Below are 19,716 nucleotides of genomic sequence, written 5' to 3'. Positions count from 1 at the left end.
TTTACTATGAAAAAATATTTCCTGATCCTTTTTTGTTTAATGTGTTCAATTGCTTTTTCCCAAGAAAGCGAACGTCCCAAAATTGGGCTTACCCTGAGTGGCGGTGGTGCTAAAGGGCTTGCTCACATAGGATTGTTACAGGCTATTGATTCGGCCGGAGTTAAAGTGGATTATGTCACAGGAACGAGTATGGGCGCTATTGTTGGCGGACTTTATGCTGTGGGTTACAGCGGCCAAGAAATAGTAGATATGGCGCGCAGAATAGATTGGGATAAGATACTCACAAATAGATCACCCTATGATTTACTGATACTCCCAAAGAAAAATAACATGGGAAAATATCTTGAAATTCCTCTGATAGATGGTAAAATTTCTTTCCGAAAAGGAGCTTTGGAATCCAATGAACTTTGGTTGACGCTCAATGAATTGTTTTTTCCCTACCTGACAACCGCGGATTTTAGTAAATTCCAAAAAGGATTTCGCTGTGTTGCAGCAGACATTGAAAATGGAGATGCCGTAGTTCTTAAAAACGGTAATATCGTTAAAGCTATTCGTGCAAGTATGGCAATTCCAGTCGCCTTTACTCCCGTCGAAATTGATGAAAAAACCCTTATTGACGGCGGTATCGCCATGAATTTTCCAGTGTCAGAAGTCAAGGATATGGGCGCGGATTTTGTTATTGGAAGTTCCGTTTCGGGTATTTTATTGCAAAGAAAGGATATCGATAATCCATTTCAATTGATTTCTCAACTTGCATTCTATAAGGAGAATAAGGATTTTCAGCAACAAGTAAAATCTACAGATATCTTTGTTGATTATCCCATTGAAAAATTCAATGCATCAAGTTTTTCGTCCTCAAATGAAATCATTAGCCTAGGGATCAAGAGAGGAAAAGAAACATATCCTCAGTTGAAGCGGTTCAAGGATTCGCTTGATGCAATTTATGGCAAAGAACCCGTACACAATGAGAAGCGTAAAATGACAAATGAATTGTTTGTTTCAAAAGTTCATGCCAACGGACTCAGTAAAAGAGAAGCCGATTTTTTTATGAATATGATGGATTTTCAAGATAATAAAAGTTATTCTTCGGATGTATTCTCCGATAGGATCAGGGAAGTTTTTGGTTCGGGAAATTTCAGAAAAATAAATTATGAGGCTGTACCAAACAATGAAAGTGACAGTGTAACGGTAACTATTAATTTTGAAAAAGAACCGCAGCATCTTATTAAAACGGGGTTGAACTATAATTCAGAGCGGGGGATTGCCTTGATACTTGGTTATACGGTATTGGGGTATTCTAATCCATTTTCTGAAACCTCTGCCGAAATTGCGATCGGTGAGAATCCACAGTTTAATATACGGAATCTGTATTTCTTTAATAACAAAAGAAACTGGTATCTGGAATCTACTGTAAAAGCAGAATATACCGACATATCCGTATATAATGAGAACCTCAAAAAATCAGGTTTATATAATCATAAACATTTTGCATTTGAGGTAAACGCCAACAATCTTATTACGGGAAATTTTACTATAGGAATAGGTTCACGGTATGAACATCTAAAATACTCACCCGAGATTGAAACATTCCCAAGGGCTTATGGGAAAACCAATTTCCTTACCGGATTTGTTGATTTACATTTTAACAACTTAAACAGTCCTTCCTATCCAAACAGCGGTAATATTATTGATTTTGAAGCTGGCGTAAACTTCAATCAACATCCCGATTTTACTTATGATGATGGAAGTTCAGGATCGCCACAACCTTCTCCCTTATTCAGTAAAAAAGCATATTATTCGATACATTATTATTCAGCTCACTATTTGCCTATTCATAAACATTCCCTATTTTTTAAATTACATTCAGGCATGCATTTTGGAAATAAGCAACCTTTTCTCAACGATTTTATTGTTGGAGGCAACGCTTTGGTCATACGGAATCAGATTTTATTTCCGGGTTTTCGTGCCAATTCCATTTTCAGCTCCAGCGTGATTGCTCCACAGGTAGGATTTCATTATTCTGTGACCAAAAAACTTGTTCTAACCGGAGCGTCAAGCTTTTTGAAATACGATTTTATCACATCTAATTTTATCAATGACGAGAATCAGACGGACAGTACAGTTTGGGGTATTGCATTGGCTGCAGGTTATAGATCCTTTATCGGGCCACTAGAAGCTATTTTTATGTATAATGATATAAATAATAATATTTCAGCCAGTTTTAACATAGGTTATTCTTTAAATTTTTAAAAGATAAAGGATTTATTTACAGATTTATATACATGAAATTATTAGTGTATCCGTTTATAATACGAGTATAAAAATCAGCGGCAAACAAAAACATGAGAACGTGAAAGGTATTCGCGGACAAAACAGCAAGTAGCAACGTTGCGTTTCCAGCATAATATTTTGCATTTTTATTGGTCGACTACTTGATTTAATCACAAATCAATTTAAATAGTCCTCAAAGGCAAACGTCATTACTTTTAAGGACTTTGTTTTTATATTAGATCTAATAAACACTTCAAATTGACAATAAACTAACTGCCACAACAAGGAATAAAATATTAAAAAGCCGAACCGCCAATATCGTATTTACAATAGTGGGGCTGACGGAACCATATGATCTGATGGACAGCTTGCCTCAATTGGCAGACGTTTCATCGTATGACATTTCTCAAAAGGACGAGGCGCTGTACCGAAAACTGTCGCCCATTAATCTTACCGATAAAAGGTTGATGAATTTGGCAAAAGGACTTGCACCTGCTCATGTACGTGTAAGTGGCACTTGGGCGAATGCTACTTTTTTTCAGGAACCAAATGATACGTTTGAAAACTGCAGAATAAGCAAAATGAATGATGAAATAGATTGGTCTAAAGTTGTAGTCCTCGGTTCATTTTCAAATACTTCACGCATAAATATTATAGAAGAAAATATGAAAGACAGCACCATCCCTTCGGCAAATCCCTTTATTGCCGCTCCCTTTACTGTAGTGCGCAAAGAATATATTACACCGCACTACCTGAGAATTTTCTTAACAGGTGAAAGTGTGACTGAAATCGCGGATACCACGGTAGGGATTAACAATAAAATAATCATTCCTCCGGCTGGGACATAAAATTTCACAATGCCAAAAATGAATTCTGAAACTCGATCTTGGGAATATCCCCGTACGTATTCAAAACCCATCATACGTACATATACCCACCGCGGAATTGACTTGGAAAAAAAGGAAATCTGGATTGATTTTGTGGTTCACGGCGATGAAGGACCAGCATCTGCTTGGGCCGCAAATTCAAAACCTGGAGATGCCTTAGGTGTGATGATGAAGCGAGGGAAAAAAGAACTTTATTCACCTGCCGAACATTAACACCCCATTCAGTTCATGAATCAATTTAATTTTAATGTTCACCCCAGTATCAATTTCAATTTCTCCATATCCTGACTTACCTTTTTTTCCACTACTTGTGCATAAATTTGGGTTGTTGCCAATTTTGTGTGGCCTAATAATTTAGACACTGTTTCAATCGGAACTCCATTACTTAAGGTCACGGTCGTGGCAAAAGTGTGTCGAGCCATGTGAAAGGTAAGATTCTTTTTGATGCCACAGAGATCTGCTATCTCCTTCAGATAGCTGTTCAATTTTTGATTCGACAATTTGGGTAAAAGGTTATCACTTTCACATGTCCTTACGTGCTCACTGTATTTATCAATTAAACATCCAGCCTTTGCTAATAACGGGATTTTAAACGGAGTGCCAGTTTTTATTCTCGTAGCCATTATCCAAGGATTACCATCTATTCCACCCACAATGTTTTTGCTTGTCAACTCTATGATATCGCTATAGGATATGCCCGTGTAACAACTGAAAACAAATAAATCTCGAACAATAACCAAACGTTCAATTGAGGAATGTAAATCTTCAACAGCTTGTAGTTCTGCTTTTGTAAGGAAGCTTCGTTCTTTCTTTTCAATCTTCATTTTAAAATTGACAAACGGATCTCTATCAATCCATTCCATGCGGTAGGCAAGCGTGACCATCCTTCGTAAACGCTTAATATGCTTCATTGCTGTATTGTTTCCGATTCTGGGTTGGCCAATCTTTGGAGTATAGGAACGAAGGAAATTTTCAAAACCAATTATAAAACCATAATCCAAATCTGAAAGAGGCAAGTCAGTTAACTTATATTCATCAGAAATATACAGTAACATATACTGTTGGCTAGTTTTATATTGGCCTCTCGTATTTATGTGCAGTTTGTGCTGCATCTTATTATTATAATAATCAATAAGACCTCGAAAGGTAAAGTGCGTTTTATCCTCTCCCAGAAATTTAGCCTTAATCATTTGTGAGGTAAATGGTTTGTCTGATGTTTTTAGTTCTTCATAAATCCGATAGATTTTTGATTGCACTTCATTCAAATATAAATTTAAAATTCGCGAATCCTTATCTTTCCCTTTTGCTCTTTGAGATTTTTCATCCCATGTAGCAATATTGATTTTCTTTTTAAGACTTATGTTGACACGTTGGCCATTTGAAGTAATACGTACGTAAATGTTTGCTTTGTCATTTACGGCGCGTTTACCGTATGCCCAAAACAGTACTGAAAATGTTGAAGAAGATCTCATAGTTGTCGTCTTTAATGGTTAAACATTGTATAGACGAAAGTCAAATCAACTAGAATATGGTGTTAAGATACACCATTCTGTCAACATAGTTTACGATAATCAAAGATGTTGACGATTTGTGACCTTTCAGAATCAAATAGAACCAAATTCTATGATAGTCTTAAAAACATAAAACCCTGTAAATCATAAGATTTACAGGGTCTTGAAGGCTTTTGATTACCTCTTCCGCGGTCTGGACGGGTTTAATCTTAAACTCTACACTCCATTATCTATCAGGCATTTAGATGAAAATTGTTTTATTGCACCCCCTTATTTCTCACTTTTTATATTATTATTTCCAATTAGAGAACCTAACAAAGCTTGAAATATCAGCCTATTACAATACAATATACAAACAGTTTTATTCATATATAAGATACAATGTGCAAGTCTATTTGAATAATCTTCACATACAGAAGAAAACACCTCACTGAGACCTTCAAATAACTCTACATATAAAAAAATCTTATGTTTTAAATTATTGTAAAATGATGTATTGCAATTTTCAAAAGTGAGTATTACTCCTTCAAGAATATCTAAACTAAATATTAGTTCAGTTCTATCTGTATTAAAATTAAGAAATCTATTTAAGGTTTCATCAACATTCAAATAACTATCAAGTCCCTTTATTCTGTCTGGAAGTATGTCTAGGGAAAATTCCCAATTCTCATATTGCATCCCAATCTTAAAAGGTATTTCATCTTTTTTCATAACTATTGGGTATTAAAAAACCACCTTGATAAAGGTGGTTCAAACTGTTAAACCTTAGTAACGCATCTATTATATCTCTATGCATTGTAATTGGAATAATAAACTTTATATAAAGTCCAAATATTCCATCTCCTCAAAAATCCTCTTGAACTCTATTGCATGCATAAAATCATGTTTATCTATCTTGACTAGCATAACTTTATATGTGTCATCATGATTACTTACTCTCACATCTATTACGATACCAACAGAATCAAACTCTAGCTTATATCTGATTTCTTGATAATAAGACCTATTGTCTCTTACCCATTCAATTACAGATTCCTTCTTTAATTTATGACTGGAGAACCTAATCAACTGTTCTGAATAAAACTCTTCTCTCTTATTTAATTCTGAAACCTCTAACAGCTGATGATATAGCTCAATGAAAATACAGTCTTGTTCTCTAATAGCACAGGCACATGGAAATACATGAATGGAATTGTCCTTTATCCATTTGCTCCATTTACCACATTCAGACTCTGATATAGCCTTATAAAAATAATCCTCATATTTCAATAGCCACCAATTGATATGGTGGATACTCATTGGTTTGCAGTCTTCAGAAGCTAGTTCTTTATAATATTCCTTGTTTGACATTAAAATTCTTCCTTATAAACTTTTCATTTTTTAAAACTATTTCTTCCTAGTATTTTAGTTCAATCTAACTTGTAGATTTCCCTATAATTTCTTTAATCATAGTATTCAATGGTCCTTTCTGTTATTTTTTTTGGAAAACCATTTGTGTATTGAGTTTCTCTAATCCAATTATTTTTTTCATCAAAGATATATTTATATGAAAAATCTGTTTTTTGAATTGTATCATATTCTGATAAGGTAGACTTAATTATATTACTATGCGAATCATATTTATTGATGTACTTAAAATCAAAAACTCCTCCATCTTTATAGCTAACCCACTCTATCTGATTTCCTTTATCGTTATATTTATATGAGTTTTTAGTCTTAAAACTTCCTTCTTCAAAATCTTCAATAAATTCAATTAAATTCCCATTATCATCATACGAGAAGACATCTTTACTCTTAAACACTCCTTTTTTATCATAAAAAAGCATTTCTGTTTTATTACCTTTCTTATCATAAACATATTCATGCTTATACTTACTTATCAAAATACCCTCATTATTATAACGGGCTTCTTCTATTTCATTTCCATAATTATCATATATATATTTGTATTTAAAAATAAGTTTCCCATCTGAATCATATCTATTTAACTCATTTATATTCGAATTTTTATCATACAAATAAATAGTCCTGTAGTAAATTCCTCCTAAATCATTATATTTATTATGTTCTATTAAATAGCCATTGTGATTAAATGTCCTGCCAATATTATGGTCTAAAAAACCTTGGGCTATTTTTCCTTTAGTGATTTCCCCAAAACTATCTTTCACATTGTAGGGAATCTCCACTACTGATTTTACTCTCCCTTTTAGATTCAATTCTTTTAAATCATTTATGCCATCCTTGTTTACACAACTTGTAGCTGTCACTAAAAAAATTAGAATTATTATAACTTTTTCCATTTGAAAAACCATTCAAAATTTATATTTTAACACTTGCCATATATGGCATTAAAAAACGTAAATATAAACCTTTCCTTGACTTGTCAAATATGCCAAGTTTGGAAAAGTCAGATTTACAAAAAATTGTGGGAGCACGAATTCAGAAATTACGTGAAGAAAGAGGCTTTACACAAGTTGACTTAGCTGGTAAAATTGAGGGTGTTTTTGATACTACCAATGTATCAAGACTTGAATCTGGCAGAACCAACCCCACATTATACAATTTACACAGAATAGCTGAAGCCCTTGAAATTTCACTATCTGAACTTTTAGACATTTCAGAAGAGTAACATTTAGCTATTAATGAGTTAGAGTTTGAAACCTGCTATATCTCTAGGTTTAAGAATATATCAAAGGCAACTCTTTATATAACCTTAATTTAAGCACCCAAAACATCACAATTTAGCTATAATATTATATCTCCATAATAATTTCTAAACACCTAGAGCCTTTGAAATGTGAAATAAGGTCTCACTCACATGTAGATGCATTTTAAAAATTTCTACCATATTAGGAAAAGAAGTAAGGGACTAACCTTACAGATTGGCATGATTACTCTATAGTAACAACACCAAAATGCAAGGTCAAATCAATCCCTCATCCTTAAAGCTTAAATAGCCATCTTTTGAAATAATTAAATGGTCAAGTAAACTTATATCTACTATATCACAAGCCTTCTTCAACCTTGAAGTAATACTCTTATCAGCTTCACTTGCTTTTAAGTTCCCACTAGGGTGATTATGAATTAACACGATACTTGAAGCAAGGGCTTTTAGTGCTACACTTAAAATAAGTTTTATATCCACTACACTAGCTGTAAGTCCACCTCTTGAAAGTTCGTAAATCCCAATGACAACATTAGCTCTGTTAAGTAGGACAACTTTCACTTCCTCCTGAAGTTCAATTAAATTGTAATCCCAATGATACTTTACTAAGTCATAAACACTATTACTGTCATGTATTTTCACTTTGTCAGAATTCTCATTGGAATAGGAAACTCTAATTTCTGATACTTTCATAATAGTCTTATTTTAAACACGTCCCGTTTTGCAGATATACTATATAAGTAACAATACAATTCAGGACGTGTTTTTAATTAATCAACAAGCTCTCCTTTATGAACTCCATTTTGAGAAAAGCTATGTTCTCCCGCAAAAAGGTTCTGAATAGCTCTGTCCTCATCAGAAGAAGTTTGAGTTTCTGGCATATACACATATCTGTGATTAAGGACTATAACCTCCCCAGTCTCTTTAACTGTGTATTCAAATGCCTCGCATTCTTCTTTTTCAATCTTTCCAGGCATTGAAGTTCCCATTAAAGCCTTACAAGTTTCTTCATCAAATGTTGAAGTAATGAATGCTTTCTTAGCTGTTGCATAAAACTGGTTGGTCTGTTGGCTTTTTACCATTTCAACACCACCTTGTAGTTCTAAGACAAAGAAGATTCTACCATCTTCTACTTTTCTTTCTTTGTAGTTAATAATACGTACCATAAAATATAATTTTTGAGTTGAGATAAGAACCCACTTAAGAAATCAATCTCTACGCAGGAAAAGACTACAGCTATCAACTTGAATCTAATCTGTGCGCAAAAAAATAAATTTCTTTAAAATAGGCTCGGGGGAATCTTTCCACCAAGAATAAGTGGGGGTATATCTTTGAGGAGGGGTGCGTGGGGGTGATATTGCAATGTTAGAAATTTTTTGAAAGAAATTTTTCATAGTTTATTATGTTTAGCTTTAATCATTTGGCATTTGTATATTTAGAGTCCAAACTAAACAATCATTAATGCCATTATTCCAAAACACAGTTGTAACAAAGTATCTCCAATCTCAGGATAAAGTAGAAATAGAGTCAAAATGGGAATTATTTAAAGCATATTTCCATAACCTAGAGATACAGGAAAACATAAGAAATAGTAAAGAAGAGCAGTTTCAAGAAGGCTTTTTAAGAGAGCTCTTTGTGAAAATATTGGGTTATACTTTGAATCCACAGCCTAACTTTAATCTTACCACGGAACTCAAAAATGTAAAAGACAGCAAAAAAGCTGATGGAGGAATAATTGTTAAGAACAAGGTTATTGGGGTTATTGAACTCAAAGGAACTAGAACAACAGATTTAGGCAAAATAGAGGAACAAGCTTTTGGATATAAGAACAATCAAGCTGGATGCATTTATGTTATTACTTCTAACTTTGAAAAGCTGAGATTTTATATTGATAATGCCATTGAACATATAGAGTTCAACTTATTTACAATTTCTGAGCAAGATTTCAAATTGCTCTATTTGTGTTTAGGCTATGAGAACATAAAGAATAACATTCCTAAAAAGCTCAAAGAAGAATCATTAAGTCAGGAAGAATTAATCACTAAACAACTCTATAAAGACTATTCCCTATTTAAAAGAGAATTATTCCAAAATCTCTGTGTCCTAAACCCTCAGTTCGAGCCATTGGAGCTTTTCAAAAAATCTCAAAAGCTTTTAGATAGATTTTTGTTTTTATTCTTTGCAGAAGATAGAAGTCTGTTACCTCCCAATTCTGTCAGAGTAATTCTTAAACAATGGAAACAGTTAAAAGAACTTGATGCTTATACTCCATTGTATGACAGGTTTAAAAAATACTTTGGGTATCTGAACACTGGGTTTAAAGGAAAGCAATATAATGTTTTTCCATACAATGGCGGGCTCTTTAAACCAGATGAAATTTTAGATACCATTCAAATAGATGATGACCTACTCTACAAACATTCCTATCAGCTTTCAGAGTATGATTTTGAAAGTGAAGTAGATGTAAATATCCTTGGTCATATTTTTGAGAATTCCTTAAATGAATTGGATGAAATCACAGCCCAATTAGAAGGAAAAACTATTAATAAAGCAGACACTAAAAGAAAGAAAGATGGTGTGTTTTATACTCCTAAATACATCACCAAATACATAGTTGAAAACACAATTGGAAAACTTTGTGAGGAAAAGAAAGTAGAACTTGACATTACAGATGAAGTATACCAACCAGCAAAGCAAAGAAGTAGAAAAAGATTGGATAATCTCAGCCTTTATAAAGATTGGCTGTTACAACTAACTATATGTGACCCTGCATGTGGTTCTGGAGCATTCTTAAACCAAGCACTTGACTTTCTAATCAATGAACACAGATACATTGATGAACTCTCTGCCAAGTATAACAAAGATGCCTTTGTATTAAGTGATGTTGAAAATAGCATCTTAGAAAACAACCTTTTTGGGGTTGACCTAAATGAAGAGTCTGTGCAGATAGCAAAATTATCCCTGTGGTTAAGAACAGCCCAGCCCAATAGGAAGCTAAATGATTTGAGTGATAATATAAAATGTGGAAACTCCTTAATTGATGATGTAAGTGTAGCAGGAGATAGTGCTTTCAATTGGGAACAAGAATTTCCTCAAATATTTGCTAAAGGTGGTTTTGATGTGATTATTGGGAATCCGCCTTATGTAAGGGTTCAGAGTTTAAAGGAGTTTTACTTTGAACAGACTATATTTTTAGAAAAAAAATATCTCTCGGCTACAGGAAAATATGATTTGTACGCTTTGTTTATGGAAAAATCATATGATTTAATAAATGAAGATGGAGTTGTCTCATACATTCTTCCTCATAAATTCTTAATTGCAGAGTTTGGAGTAGGAATTAGAGAGTTCTTTGTTAAAAATAAATCAGTAGATTCAATAGTACATTTCGGTTCAAAAATAGTATTTAATGATGCATCGACATATACTTGTATTATAAATCTTAAAAAGGAAAATGAAAATATAAAATTTATTGAAATAGACCCTACACAAATTTTAGAGGAGATTTTATTTAAAACAATAGATTATAAAAGCTTATCAAAAGAACCTTGGATTTTAAAAAATGTAGAAGGTAAATCTATTATGGACAAAATAAGCAATAGCACAAAGTTAAAAGAAATTTGTGAGGGCATTTATCAGGGACTTATTACTACAGGAGATGACATTTTTATGCTGGAGGGAGAAATAAAAGATAATTTGTTTTATGGATTTTCAAAAGAATTAAATGAAAATGTAATTTTAGAATCTTCAATTTTAAAAGAAGTATTAAAAGGGCAAGATATAAAAAGATACCTACCGTTAAAATCTAATAAATATGTAATCTATCCACATAAAATAAATAGCAAAAACAAAACAGTACCACTAGAACCAGATGAATTTAGAGATAAATTTCCTTTAACTAATGATTATCTTTTAAATTTTAAAGAAAGTTTAGTGGAGAAAAAAGTTAGGTATAAAACAAATCCTACTTTTTGGTATTCCTTACATCGAGCAAGGGAAATAAATTTATTTGAAAAAGATTATATAATTACACCTCAATTACAAAACTTACCAAGTTTTACAAAAAAAGAAACAGATGTATATGCTGATGCTGGTGGGTATTTAGTGTTATTAAAAGAAGGATTTACTTCAAATTCTATTTTGCCAATACTTAATAGTAAACTATTATGGTATTTTATTAAAAATACAAGTTCAGAATATGGCGGGGGTTATTTTTATTTTAAAACAAAATATTTAGAACCTTTTGGGATTCCTGTTGAAAAAATGGGTAGCTATAATTTTGAAAATATTTCAAAAAAACAACAGCATCAAACTAAGATTTTATTCTCTATAATACAAAAATTCCAAAGAACACTTCAAAGAGAATTTGAACAACTTGATAAGCTAAGTAAAAAATTGGAAAACTGGTATGAACTAACCTATGCTGATTTCCTTAAAGAACTCAAAAAGAAGAAAATAGTCCTTTCTCTATCTCAAAAAGCAGAATGGGAAGATTACTTTTTGGTAGAGCAACAAAAAGCTGTTGCATTACAAACTCAAATAAACCAAACAGATTCAGAAATAGACCAAATGGTTTATGGGCTATATAACCTCTCTAAAGAAGAAATTACTATTATAGAAAATAATTAATTATGAGAGAAACTAACTTTTTGGAGTTACACTATTATTTAGATGATAATTCGCATTCAATGAATGCACTAGTACAAAACAAAAGTGAAGCAGAGATTCTTTACCTCATAAAAGAAATATGTGATGTTTTAAATATAAATATTATAATTGAAACAGAAGCTTTAGCAGAAGGAGGCATTAGAAGGTGGTTTAAGCTTACCAGAAAAGACGAAAGAAAGAATTTAACTTACTCAACTGCGATTTGTATTTCACTAATTACAGCGGTAGTAACAACTCCACTTACAGTATTATTAACTAAGTCAACTGAAATCTTAATTGAAAAAATATTTGAGGATGATATTAAGAAGCAGATAGAACAGTTAGAACTTGAAGGGGTAAAGCTAAGTAACGAAGAAAAAGCTCTAAACATTAAATTAAAAAAAATAGAGTTAACTGTTAAAATACAGGAAGTTGAAGACAACTATAAAATAAAAAAAAGAAAATCCAATTTCTATGAAGAATTAAGAAAAGATAATCAAGTACACAGTGTTTCTTTTTTATTAGAGGACATAAATAAGAAACCTATTTCAAAAGAATTAATAGTAATCAGACAAGATTTCAACAAGCATGTTTTAGAGACTGACAAAATTGACACTGAACCCATTGATGATGCAGTTATTGAAATAATTTCACCAGTTTTAAAAAAAGGAAAATACAAATGGAAAGGTCTATACAATTCTAAACCCATTTCATTTTTCATGAAGTCAAATGAGTTTAAAACTTTAGTTCAAACAGGTAAAGTTGAATTTAAAAATGGTTCTTCAATTAATTGTCTTCTTGATATTATTAAAGTCATAGACAATGAAGGAAATGAAAGAATAGAATCATACAGTGTTTTAAGGGTCAACAGTTATTTTGAACATGATAAATCAATAGAAACAGGTGAAGGAAAGAAAATTAGACAACAAAAAGAGGCAGATGAGGGTCAATACAATATGTTTTGAATAGACATAAAAACTACCTTATTTATTGTGAGAGATAAGAACAAAAAAATCCAGTATCTCTTTTAATTTAAAAACTTTTGCTTCACCAAACTCATAAAAATGAAAGCCATAATTTCTTGGCACTTAAACACCCAGGACTTAAACGTGAAGAAATAAAATGAAAAATAAAATATTCGCATCTCTAACGTCAATTATAGTTGTAGGTTCTATAATTTGGCTTATCTTTTTTAGTGATTATTTTGAAATTGTAGTTAGTTCAATATTTAGCATCCTATCTTTTCTATTCTTCCTATTTATTGCCTCGCTCGTATCTTACTATCTTTTTCTAATGACAAAAAAATGGCTAACTATCGGATTAGATGAGAGTGAGAAAGATGGGGCAGTAACAATTTTAGCAATTATAGTTTATGGTTCAATAATTTATGCTCTCTATTATTTCATGTCTCTCTATAGTGACGAAATTGAATCTGTTTCCTTAGCCCTACTAAGAATTATTGTTGGCACTTTTATACTTTATGGAATCCTCATTGCGTTTTTTGAAAAAGCACTTAAAACCATTGACTTAACCATAAAAAAATCTCTAATCCTATTAGCAGTATCCCTGATAATATGCATCATTATTGACTACCTATTTGGAGACATCATAATTTCATGGTTAAAGAGCAACTGGTACTATTTAGTAGGAGGACTTGTAGGGATTGCCTTAATTTCTATAATTATTGATAATAAAAAAAAACCAACCTCTAATTAAATAGAGATTGGGCTTCACTCAACTCAAAAACCAATGATAGTCTCCACCACCATTGAGAGTTTTAGCCAACCCACTTGAGAACTCAAATGCGTTGACATTTCTATCCAAGAAGGTATCTATATAAGAACTCTTATTGGCTTGTGTAAACAGGTTAAAAACACTCCATAGATTAATATCTCCATTATCATTTCTACAAAAGCTTTCATCATGGTAATAGTCCTTGGCAACAGTGGTAATCTGCCCATCATTAAGTAACAATTCTGGAATTTCAAGTTTATCCTTCTTAGGTAAGTAATTATAAAGTCTTGACTTTCCAATAAGCTGAGCAAATTGATGTTCTGTTAGATTTTCATAAGATAATTGCTTTAAACTATTGAAATGGTTTTCAGCTTGATAAGCATATAGAACCTCTAATAGTTTTGCCCTCATCCCAATATAACTATCAGCACGCAAGTCCTCCACATACCCATCACTTGAAACACACATATTACAACATACCAAATTTTGAAAACCTATAAAGAACTTGAACTTTTCAAAGGACTTTTTTGAGTATAAGTTCTCTTGATTATAAGCCCTTACTCCCCCAATGGTCAAAGCTATCTCATTGCCATTTATTGTTTCTGTAATACTTGGAATACGCATAATAAAAGCCATCCTTTCGTAATAGATGGTCTTCTCATGGTCCAAAAGCTCTTTTACAGATTTATTAATGGCAGAAGGAGTCCTACCTTTAATCTGATGACTTACCCTAATCTCTGGAGCATCAAAAATGTGATTAGGAAATACCTCATATGCACATTCTTGTGCTAATTCTATAAATTCTTGGTGGGCTATAGTCCTCTCATTATCTTTTGAGAAAACTGGAATGACACAATCCTGTTTTAGATGCTGTATCTCTATATCAATAGTATTAGCTTCTATAAATGGTTTAAGCTTGAATAAAGGCTTCTGAGACAGGTTAAAAGCACTATCCTTTCTCACATCTAGAGATACTTGACTTAATTGTAATTCTTGCCTAGGCATTATGACTTGTAGTTCCATTTGTACTAAAGGTTTTAGGGTTTAACAATGTTTGTTTTGATACAATGGTATCTTTTTGAATCTTGAAATCATATTCAAGTTCTTCACGCCAATTTCCATAATGGGCATAAAGCTGTCTTAAGGATTCCAATTCCTTGCATTCCTTAATCTTTACTCTAGCTTCTTCCAGATTAGAACCACTGTTACACCAATCCAAGATTTTTCTTCCTGTTGACGTGTTAATTGTAAATTCAGGTTTACCAGAAAACAGATTTGTCCTGTCCTTACTTGCTACAGCAAAATGTTTGATATCTATGTCAAACACTATAGTAAACTCATAATCTACTCCATCTCTTTGAATGGCTTTAAGTCCAACTTTCTCAGGTATAAACTTTCCATCCTTTTGTTGAAGCACGTAATCCTGTTTGGTTCTCATGGTTGCAATAATATGGGCAGGAGCTTGAAGTATCTTATCCATGAAAGCTTTTTGCCTTGGAGTTACTTTATTCCAGTTGGTAAAACTATTACCTGGCAATTTGGAGTGAAAATCCAATAGTTCATCCCATACTTGAGATATAGAATCTAATATAATTACCTCCATGTTTGCCCTCAAACACACATCAATTGCTTGAATGTACTTTTCTGGTGTAAATGGAGGCTCTAAAGTGAGCACGTTGTATTGCCCTAAGTGAGCATACAAATCTGCTGAACCATTTTCAGTATCTATTATAGCCACTTTAGTTAAGTCCTTACCTGTAAGTCCTTGTGCCAACATTAAACTGGAATATGTTTTACCACTTCCAGCACTTCCTTGTAAGGCTAATTTTATCTTAGCTCTTTTACGTTCTGATTGTCTTAATTTCATTATTTATAAATTTTAAGGTTAATATGTGTTTGAATCAATTCCAATAAAAAAGGCTACACTCAAATTGAGCATAGCCTGAATTCCACTTTATGTGGCTGTCTATATAAGGTAAATTACATAAACTGGAAGTCTATGTAATATCCTCTATTCCTAACTTTGTTATTCTATACAATTTACAGCTTGCATATAATCATCAGGCAACAGTATTGTTGCCTTTGTCAAAAAATCTAATACATCATTCGCATTGGGTAACTCTTTTATTTTAATGATTACTTTAAAATTCCCTTTCAAACCCTCGCGATTAATTTTTCGATTTTTTGTTACGAAAAAATCATTGGTCAAATACTTATAAAATGAATTCAACTGGGTCATTCCAGAAGCTCCCTCCGAAAAGCTTCTTTTGAAATTAAAAATATCATTCTTAATCAGAATGTCTTTATTAATTAAATTGGTCAACATAGAGATAAATCTTAGGATATCTTCATCCATTAAAAAACTCTCATTTGAAACAGGGATATATTTTATTTCCTGTTTTTTTACTTCAGTAATTAAAATGTTATTAATCAATTTGAGTCGGAAATAATCAAGACTGAGATATGCCTCGACTAAAAGTCTGGTATCCTCATCTAAATCCACCCTATCATTTAATGAATGCGCAGTTGCTATACATGACAGAAAATAATCTCCTCTAGAATATTCGTCATCTATTACATAACCATTATCTTTAAATCGGTTCACAAAACCCGTATTGTTACTAAATAATTTTCTTTGGGCGAAGGCAATCAATTGTTGTTCAAACAGTTTGTCTTGGAAAGGTTTTACAAATTTGCTATTACCTTCTGCGTCACAGAGCTTTATATTATAGTTATTGAAAATTTCATTTCTAATTTCATGATAAATATATAAATCAGACACATTGTTTTTTAACGAGTAAAACCAATCTTCATTAAAGTAATTTTTATAGAACTTTTCAAAACCATATTGCATCTTATCAATTTTGAAGCTCTGAGTGGGCTTCCAATTTGTTGATACCAAATCACAATTTACAAATTGATTCGTAACTGCACCATAACTTAAATAACCAGATAGGTCTGAACCGAAGAATTTATAATTATCTGCAAGATACTTTTCTCCATCTTCAAGTTTGAATAATTTAAATTCTGGAAACTCTAACCTAGTTTTATTAAGCCTTGATTCCTTTATGCTTTGTATATGAGAAATACTACTTTGAACATTCGCTTTAAACTCATCATAATAAAATTTACTTATGAGTTCATTTTGATGTTCCAAAGGCACATAATCAATAGTTTTATTATCTCTTATTCCATTGCCTGAACTCGCTTTGACTTTTTGATATTCAATAGGTTCAAAATATCTCTTAAAAACCAATTTCTGAGATTCATTAAATGGGAAGGAATTAAAATTAAACTTGGTTGGTTTAGGTAGCAAAATATGAATTTCTCCTTTTTTCCTTTTTCTTGCTAGAGATTGTACAATACTGTTGATACCTCCGCTAAAAATACCATATGAATTTCTAAAATCTCCTCTAGCTGAAATAGGAGGGAAAATTAAAATAAAAGCATGATTGTCATTCTCAATACTAACACCTGACTTGAAATTTGTGCCAATATTACATTTATCTTTATTATACCTATTTTCATGGACATCTCGATTCACTCTAGTATTATCATCCAATCCAGAAGTGCAATTATTAATATCTTCCCCGTACTTATTAAATAGTAATTTGCCTGCACCTTCCTCTTTATTTGAAACAATTCCATCACATAACTTCTTGGAAAAACACAGTATATCAATTTCTAGACCTCTACTTAAAACATCTTCTACTATATCGACTAAATTCCCATTATCATTGGTATACTTTTTAGCATTATCATAGTACAGATGCAATTCACTCAACCTTTCTGGTATTCTCGTTCTTTCTGACTCAAGAATTCTAATTTTGTTGTGAGTAAGCTCTGCCAAATATTCTATGACAACTTTCGATGCCTCGCTATAGGTAGCACTTATCACAAAATTCTTGTGAATAACATTATGCCATTTCCATAAGTTAAAGATAAACTTCTCTTTAAAATTATGAATTGAATCATGGATTTCATCAAAAATAAATACAACTTTCTTACCATTTATTTCACAGTAATCAACCATTTCGTTTAGATATTTTCTTTTAGAACTAGAGTTAACTATGCTGTCCTCTCCAGGATTACCCAATAAAGTATTGATTGTGACAATATGTACTCTTTTGTCAATATATTCTATATCAGAACGCTCTCCAATCCATTCATTCCTGTAAATTTGATTCTGGGGAATATGCGCTTTTTCTTGTACATCTAAAAAATACTGTTGGACTAAGCTAACAAAAGGTGATGCAATAAAAATAACATACTCATCATTGTCATAGAACTGTTTAACAGCTTTTATAATAGCAGTTGTCTTTCCACTACCAACGCCACAATTAAGAACCACTGTATTAGACTCATGAATATTAATGTTGTTAATAAACGACTCTCCAATAAATCCATTTTCATGTTCAAGCTTAACCTTTTCTGCAACATCAAATTCAGGAAAATCTTCTGGATTTATTTGTTTAAATTCAATTGGGAAATCTCTAAAATATTCGTTTGGTAAATCCATATGATTAAAATTAACTGTGCTATAAAAATACTATAACACAGTTAATTCTTACATCTATTTCCTAAACTTATTATTTAATTTAATCATCTCTTCACTTATCTTCCTTTGCACTATCTCTCCATAATGCTCTTGCGTAGTTTGCATTTTACTATGTCCAAGAAGCTTAGAAACAACTTCCATAGGAACATCATTATAAAGAAGTACAGTTGTAGCAAAGGTTTTTCTAGCAATATGATGTGTAAGGTTTATTTTAATCCCAACAACATCTGCAATCTCCTTTAAGTAGGCATTGAATTTAGGATTTGATATCCTCGGAAAAACAAAGTCTGAATCATCATTATGGTAACTCCCCATAATATTCTTTGCCTGTGGCATTAAAGGCACTTTATAACTTCTTGAAGTTTTGACTCTATGCACATTAATCCATAGATTACCATCAAATTCCAATATAACATCCTTCTTAGTCAATCCAATCATTTCCTTAAAGGCTAAACCAGTATAACAACAAAATACAAACATGTCTTTAATCTGTTGTATTCTGTTAATATCAAAGGTCTGATTCTCTAACTTTAAAAGTTCTGCTTGTGACAGATATACAACCTCTTTCTTCACTCTTCTCGCCTTGTATAACATGAATGGGTCTTTAGTTAAGTAATCCTCAGAAATTGCATATTTAATAGACCTTCTGAACCTCTGAATAACCTTATTCAAGGTTACCTGAGCAAAACCCTTCTCTGTCTTGAGATAATACTCGTAATGCTCAATAAAACTACTTTTAACAGATGATATTTTTACATCCCTAGAGTTATATTTCCATTTGATAAATTCTTTTAGATGTTTACCATATGTAACATATTTCAGATACGTGTCTTCATTCAACTCCTTATTAATTAATTTCTGTAAATACTTCAAGAATAATGTGTACACCTCATAAATCCCAACATCAGGCTTAACCTCCTCTCCTGTATATTTCCTAAAGATATCATCTACATCAAAAGTAATTTCATTAACCTGTAGCAATAAAAAAGCCTGATTAATTTGTGTCTTAATCAGGCTTAACTGTGTATTTAAAAAGTTGTGTTCTGTTTCTGTTGGCTTAACTACTTGGTTTTTATTATCCCAATTTTGGGCTTTTAAATAATATCCTGTAGCAAACTCTTTTCTTTTGTTTTGATAGGTAATTCTACAATTAAGAGAAGTACAACCATCTTTCCTTTTTCTGCTCTTATATATGACATATAAAATGGTCACCCTATTTACTTGCATAAGTATTAGTTTTTATAAATTTTAAATATTCTATTTTGTTGATTTTGAGACAAATACGTTGTCCCCTTTTGAATTTTGGAGTGTCCCCGAATTATACCCCTTTTTGATGGCTTATTGATGATTTTTCTGAAGAATTCACAAACCACCCCTAAAACAAAAAAGCATCCCGATTCTGTTATAAACAGAAAAGGAAAGCTTCTCATCGGAATACCAAATTGC

17 protein-coding genes are annotated in these 19,716 nt (G+C 32.0%); 7 read left to right on the top strand and 10 right to left on the bottom strand.

The genetic code is table 11. The features are described from left to right. Positions 1-6 precede the first annotated feature (6 nt). The 3 genes from Q0947_RS13480 to Q0947_RS13470 all read left to right on the top strand — a co-directional run bounded on the left by Q0947_RS13480 (position 7) and on the right by Q0947_RS13470 (position 3,371). Complete coding sequence (locus tag Q0947_RS13480; protein ID WP_246925248.1) at positions 7-2,250, top strand: patatin-like phospholipase family protein; 2,244 nt, start codon at positions 7-9, stop codon at positions 2,248-2,250. A gap of 353 nt (positions 2,251-2,603) precedes the next feature. Next, positions 2,604-3,119 (top strand): hypothetical protein, encoded by a 516-nt coding sequence (locus tag Q0947_RS13475; RefSeq protein ID WP_246925250.1) that lies wholly within the window; start codon positions 2,604-2,606, stop codon positions 3,117-3,119. A gap of 18 nt (positions 3,120-3,137) precedes the next feature. Continuing rightward, a complete protein-coding gene (locus tag Q0947_RS13470) occupies positions 3,138-3,371 on the top strand; it encodes a siderophore-interacting protein (protein ID WP_246925252.1) in 234 nt (77 codons plus the stop codon). 38 nt (positions 3,372-3,409) lie between these two features. On the opposite strand, the gene Q0947_RS13465 is transcribed toward Q0947_RS13470, so the two are convergent. The 4 genes from Q0947_RS13465 to Q0947_RS13450 all read right to left on the bottom strand — a co-directional run bounded on the left by Q0947_RS13465 (position 3,410) and on the right by Q0947_RS13450 (position 6,969). Continuing rightward, complete coding sequence (locus tag Q0947_RS13465) at positions 3,410-4,630, bottom strand: site-specific integrase (protein ID WP_299398687.1); 1,221 nt, start codon at positions 4,628-4,630, stop codon at positions 3,410-3,412. A gap of 309 nt (positions 4,631-4,939) precedes the next feature. Beyond that, positions 4,940-5,380: a hypothetical protein gene (locus Q0947_RS13460; RefSeq protein ID WP_299398684.1), complete on the bottom strand. Its 441-nt coding sequence runs from the start codon at positions 5,378-5,380 to the stop codon at positions 4,940-4,942. A gap of 105 nt (positions 5,381-5,485) precedes the next feature. After that, on the bottom strand, positions 5,486-6,019 hold the full coding sequence (locus Q0947_RS13455) for a hypothetical protein (protein ID WP_299398682.1): 534 nt from the start codon (positions 6,017-6,019) through the stop codon (positions 5,486-5,488). A 92-nt stretch (positions 6,020-6,111) separates the two neighbouring features. Next, positions 6,112-6,969 carry a hypothetical protein gene (locus tag Q0947_RS13450; protein ID WP_299398679.1) on the bottom strand — a complete coding sequence of 286 codons (858 nt, stop codon included), beginning with the start codon at positions 6,967-6,969 and terminating at the stop codon, positions 6,112-6,114. A 98-nt stretch (positions 6,970-7,067) separates the two neighbouring features. On the opposite strand from Q0947_RS13450, the gene Q0947_RS13445 reads away from it, so the two are divergent. Further along, a complete protein-coding gene (locus Q0947_RS13445; RefSeq protein WP_129015770.1) occupies positions 7,068-7,298 on the top strand; it encodes a helix-turn-helix transcriptional regulator in 231 nt (76 codons plus the stop codon). Positions 7,299-7,592: 294 nt separating this feature from the next. On the opposite strand, the gene Q0947_RS13440 is transcribed toward Q0947_RS13445, so the two are convergent. Both Q0947_RS13440 and Q0947_RS13435 read right to left on the bottom strand, forming a co-directional pair. Continuing rightward, positions 7,593-8,027 carry a RadC family protein gene (locus Q0947_RS13440; RefSeq protein WP_299398674.1) on the bottom strand — a complete coding sequence of 145 codons (435 nt, stop codon included), beginning with the start codon at positions 8,025-8,027 and terminating at the stop codon, positions 7,593-7,595. A gap of 77 nt (positions 8,028-8,104) precedes the next feature. Continuing rightward, on the bottom strand, positions 8,105-8,500 hold the full coding sequence (locus tag Q0947_RS13435) for a hypothetical protein (protein ID WP_299398671.1): 396 nt from the start codon (positions 8,498-8,500) through the stop codon (positions 8,105-8,107). Between the two features lie 295 nt (positions 8,501-8,795). Between Q0947_RS13435 and Q0947_RS13430 the strand changes: the two genes are divergently transcribed. The 3 genes from Q0947_RS13430 to Q0947_RS13420 all read left to right on the top strand — a co-directional run bounded on the left by Q0947_RS13430 (position 8,796) and on the right by Q0947_RS13420 (position 13,694). Then, positions 8,796-11,960 carry an N-6 DNA methylase gene (locus Q0947_RS13430; RefSeq protein ID WP_299398668.1) on the top strand — a complete coding sequence of 1,055 codons (3,165 nt, stop codon included), beginning with the start codon at positions 8,796-8,798 and terminating at the stop codon, positions 11,958-11,960. Between the two features lie 2 nt (positions 11,961-11,962). Next, positions 11,963-12,943: a hypothetical protein gene (locus tag Q0947_RS13425; protein ID WP_299398665.1), complete on the top strand. Its 981-nt coding sequence runs from the start codon at positions 11,963-11,965 to the stop codon at positions 12,941-12,943. A 157-nt stretch (positions 12,944-13,100) separates the two neighbouring features. Continuing rightward, positions 13,101-13,694, top strand: coding sequence for a hypothetical protein (locus tag Q0947_RS13420; RefSeq protein WP_299398663.1), 594 nt, complete (start codon positions 13,101-13,103; stop codon positions 13,692-13,694). A gap of 18 nt (positions 13,695-13,712) precedes the next feature. On the opposite strand, the gene Q0947_RS13415 is transcribed toward Q0947_RS13420, so the two are convergent. From Q0947_RS13415 to Q0947_RS13400, 4 genes are all read right to left on the bottom strand, one after another. After that, positions 13,713-14,735 carry a DUF3871 family protein gene (locus tag Q0947_RS13415; RefSeq protein ID WP_299398660.1) on the bottom strand — a complete coding sequence of 341 codons (1,023 nt, stop codon included), beginning with the start codon at positions 14,733-14,735 and terminating at the stop codon, positions 13,713-13,715. Then, the gene (locus Q0947_RS13410; RefSeq protein ID WP_299398658.1) at positions 14,710-15,579 is read right to left on the bottom strand and encodes an AAA family ATPase; all 870 of its coding nucleotides are present in this window, start codon (positions 15,577-15,579) and stop codon (positions 14,710-14,712) included. The genes Q0947_RS13415 and Q0947_RS13410 overlap by 26 nt, the downstream gene beginning before the upstream one ends. A gap of 159 nt (positions 15,580-15,738) precedes the next feature. Next, entirely contained in the window at positions 15,739-18,231 is a 2,493-nt protein-coding gene (locus Q0947_RS13405; protein ID WP_299398656.1) for a DEAD/DEAH box helicase family protein, read from the bottom strand. A 54-nt stretch (positions 18,232-18,285) separates the two neighbouring features. Beyond that, positions 18,286-19,497 (bottom strand): site-specific integrase, encoded by a 1,212-nt coding sequence (locus tag Q0947_RS13400; protein WP_299398653.1) that lies wholly within the window; start codon positions 19,495-19,497, stop codon positions 18,286-18,288. Positions 19,498-19,716 lie beyond the last annotated feature (219 nt).

Source organism: uncultured Gelidibacter sp., assembly GCF_947500795.1.
Taxonomy (GTDB): domain Bacteria; phylum Bacteroidota; class Bacteroidia; order Flavobacteriales; family Flavobacteriaceae; genus Gelidibacter.
This window is presented reverse-complemented; position numbering and strand designations above follow the sequence as displayed.

Bases quoted from the DNA above. Each gene is read 5' to 3' on its own strand.
- Q0947_RS13480 (WP_246925248.1), top strand. From the start codon at position 7: ATGAAAAAATATTTCCTGATCCTTTTTTGTTTAATGTGTTCAATTGCT.
- Q0947_RS13470 (WP_246925252.1), top strand. From the start codon at position 3,138: ATGAATTCTGAAACTCGATCTTGGGAATATCCCCGTACGTATTCAAAA.
- Q0947_RS13430 (WP_299398668.1), top strand. From the start codon at position 8,796: ATGCCATTATTCCAAAACACAGTTGTAACAAAGTATCTCCAATCTCAG.
- Q0947_RS13420 (WP_299398663.1), top strand. From the start codon at position 13,101: ATGAAAAATAAAATATTCGCATCTCTAACGTCAATTATAGTTGTAGGT.
- Q0947_RS13440 (WP_299398674.1), bottom strand. From the start codon at position 8,027: ATGAAAGTATCAGAAATTAGAGTTTCCTATTCCAATGAGAATTCTGAC.
- Q0947_RS13415 (WP_299398660.1), bottom strand. From the start codon at position 14,735: ATGGAACTACAAGTCATAATGCCTAGGCAAGAATTACAATTAAGTCAA.
- Q0947_RS13455 (WP_299398682.1), bottom strand. From the start codon at position 6,019: ATGTCAAACAAGGAATATTATAAAGAACTAGCTTCTGAAGACTGCAAA.
- Q0947_RS13460 (WP_299398684.1), bottom strand. From the start codon at position 5,380: ATGAAAAAAGATGAAATACCTTTTAAGATTGGGATGCAATATGAGAAT.
- Q0947_RS13405 (WP_299398656.1), bottom strand. From the start codon at position 18,231: ATGGATTTACCAAACGAATATTTTAGAGATTTCCCAATTGAATTTAAA.
- Q0947_RS13425 (WP_299398665.1), top strand. From the start codon at position 11,963: ATGAGAGAAACTAACTTTTTGGAGTTACACTATTATTTAGATGATAAT.
- Q0947_RS13465 (WP_299398687.1), bottom strand. From the start codon at position 4,630: ATGAGATCTTCTTCAACATTTTCAGTACTGTTTTGGGCATACGGTAAA.
- Q0947_RS13410 (WP_299398658.1), bottom strand. From the start codon at position 15,579: ATGAAATTAAGACAATCAGAACGTAAAAGAGCTAAGATAAAATTAGCC.
- Q0947_RS13450 (WP_299398679.1), bottom strand. From the start codon at position 6,969: ATGGAAAAAGTTATAATAATTCTAATTTTTTTAGTGACAGCTACAAGT.
- Q0947_RS13435 (WP_299398671.1), bottom strand. From the start codon at position 8,500: ATGGTACGTATTATTAACTACAAAGAAAGAAAAGTAGAAGATGGTAGA.
- Q0947_RS13400 (WP_299398653.1), bottom strand. From the start codon at position 19,497: ATGCAAGTAAATAGGGTGACCATTTTATATGTCATATATAAGAGCAGA.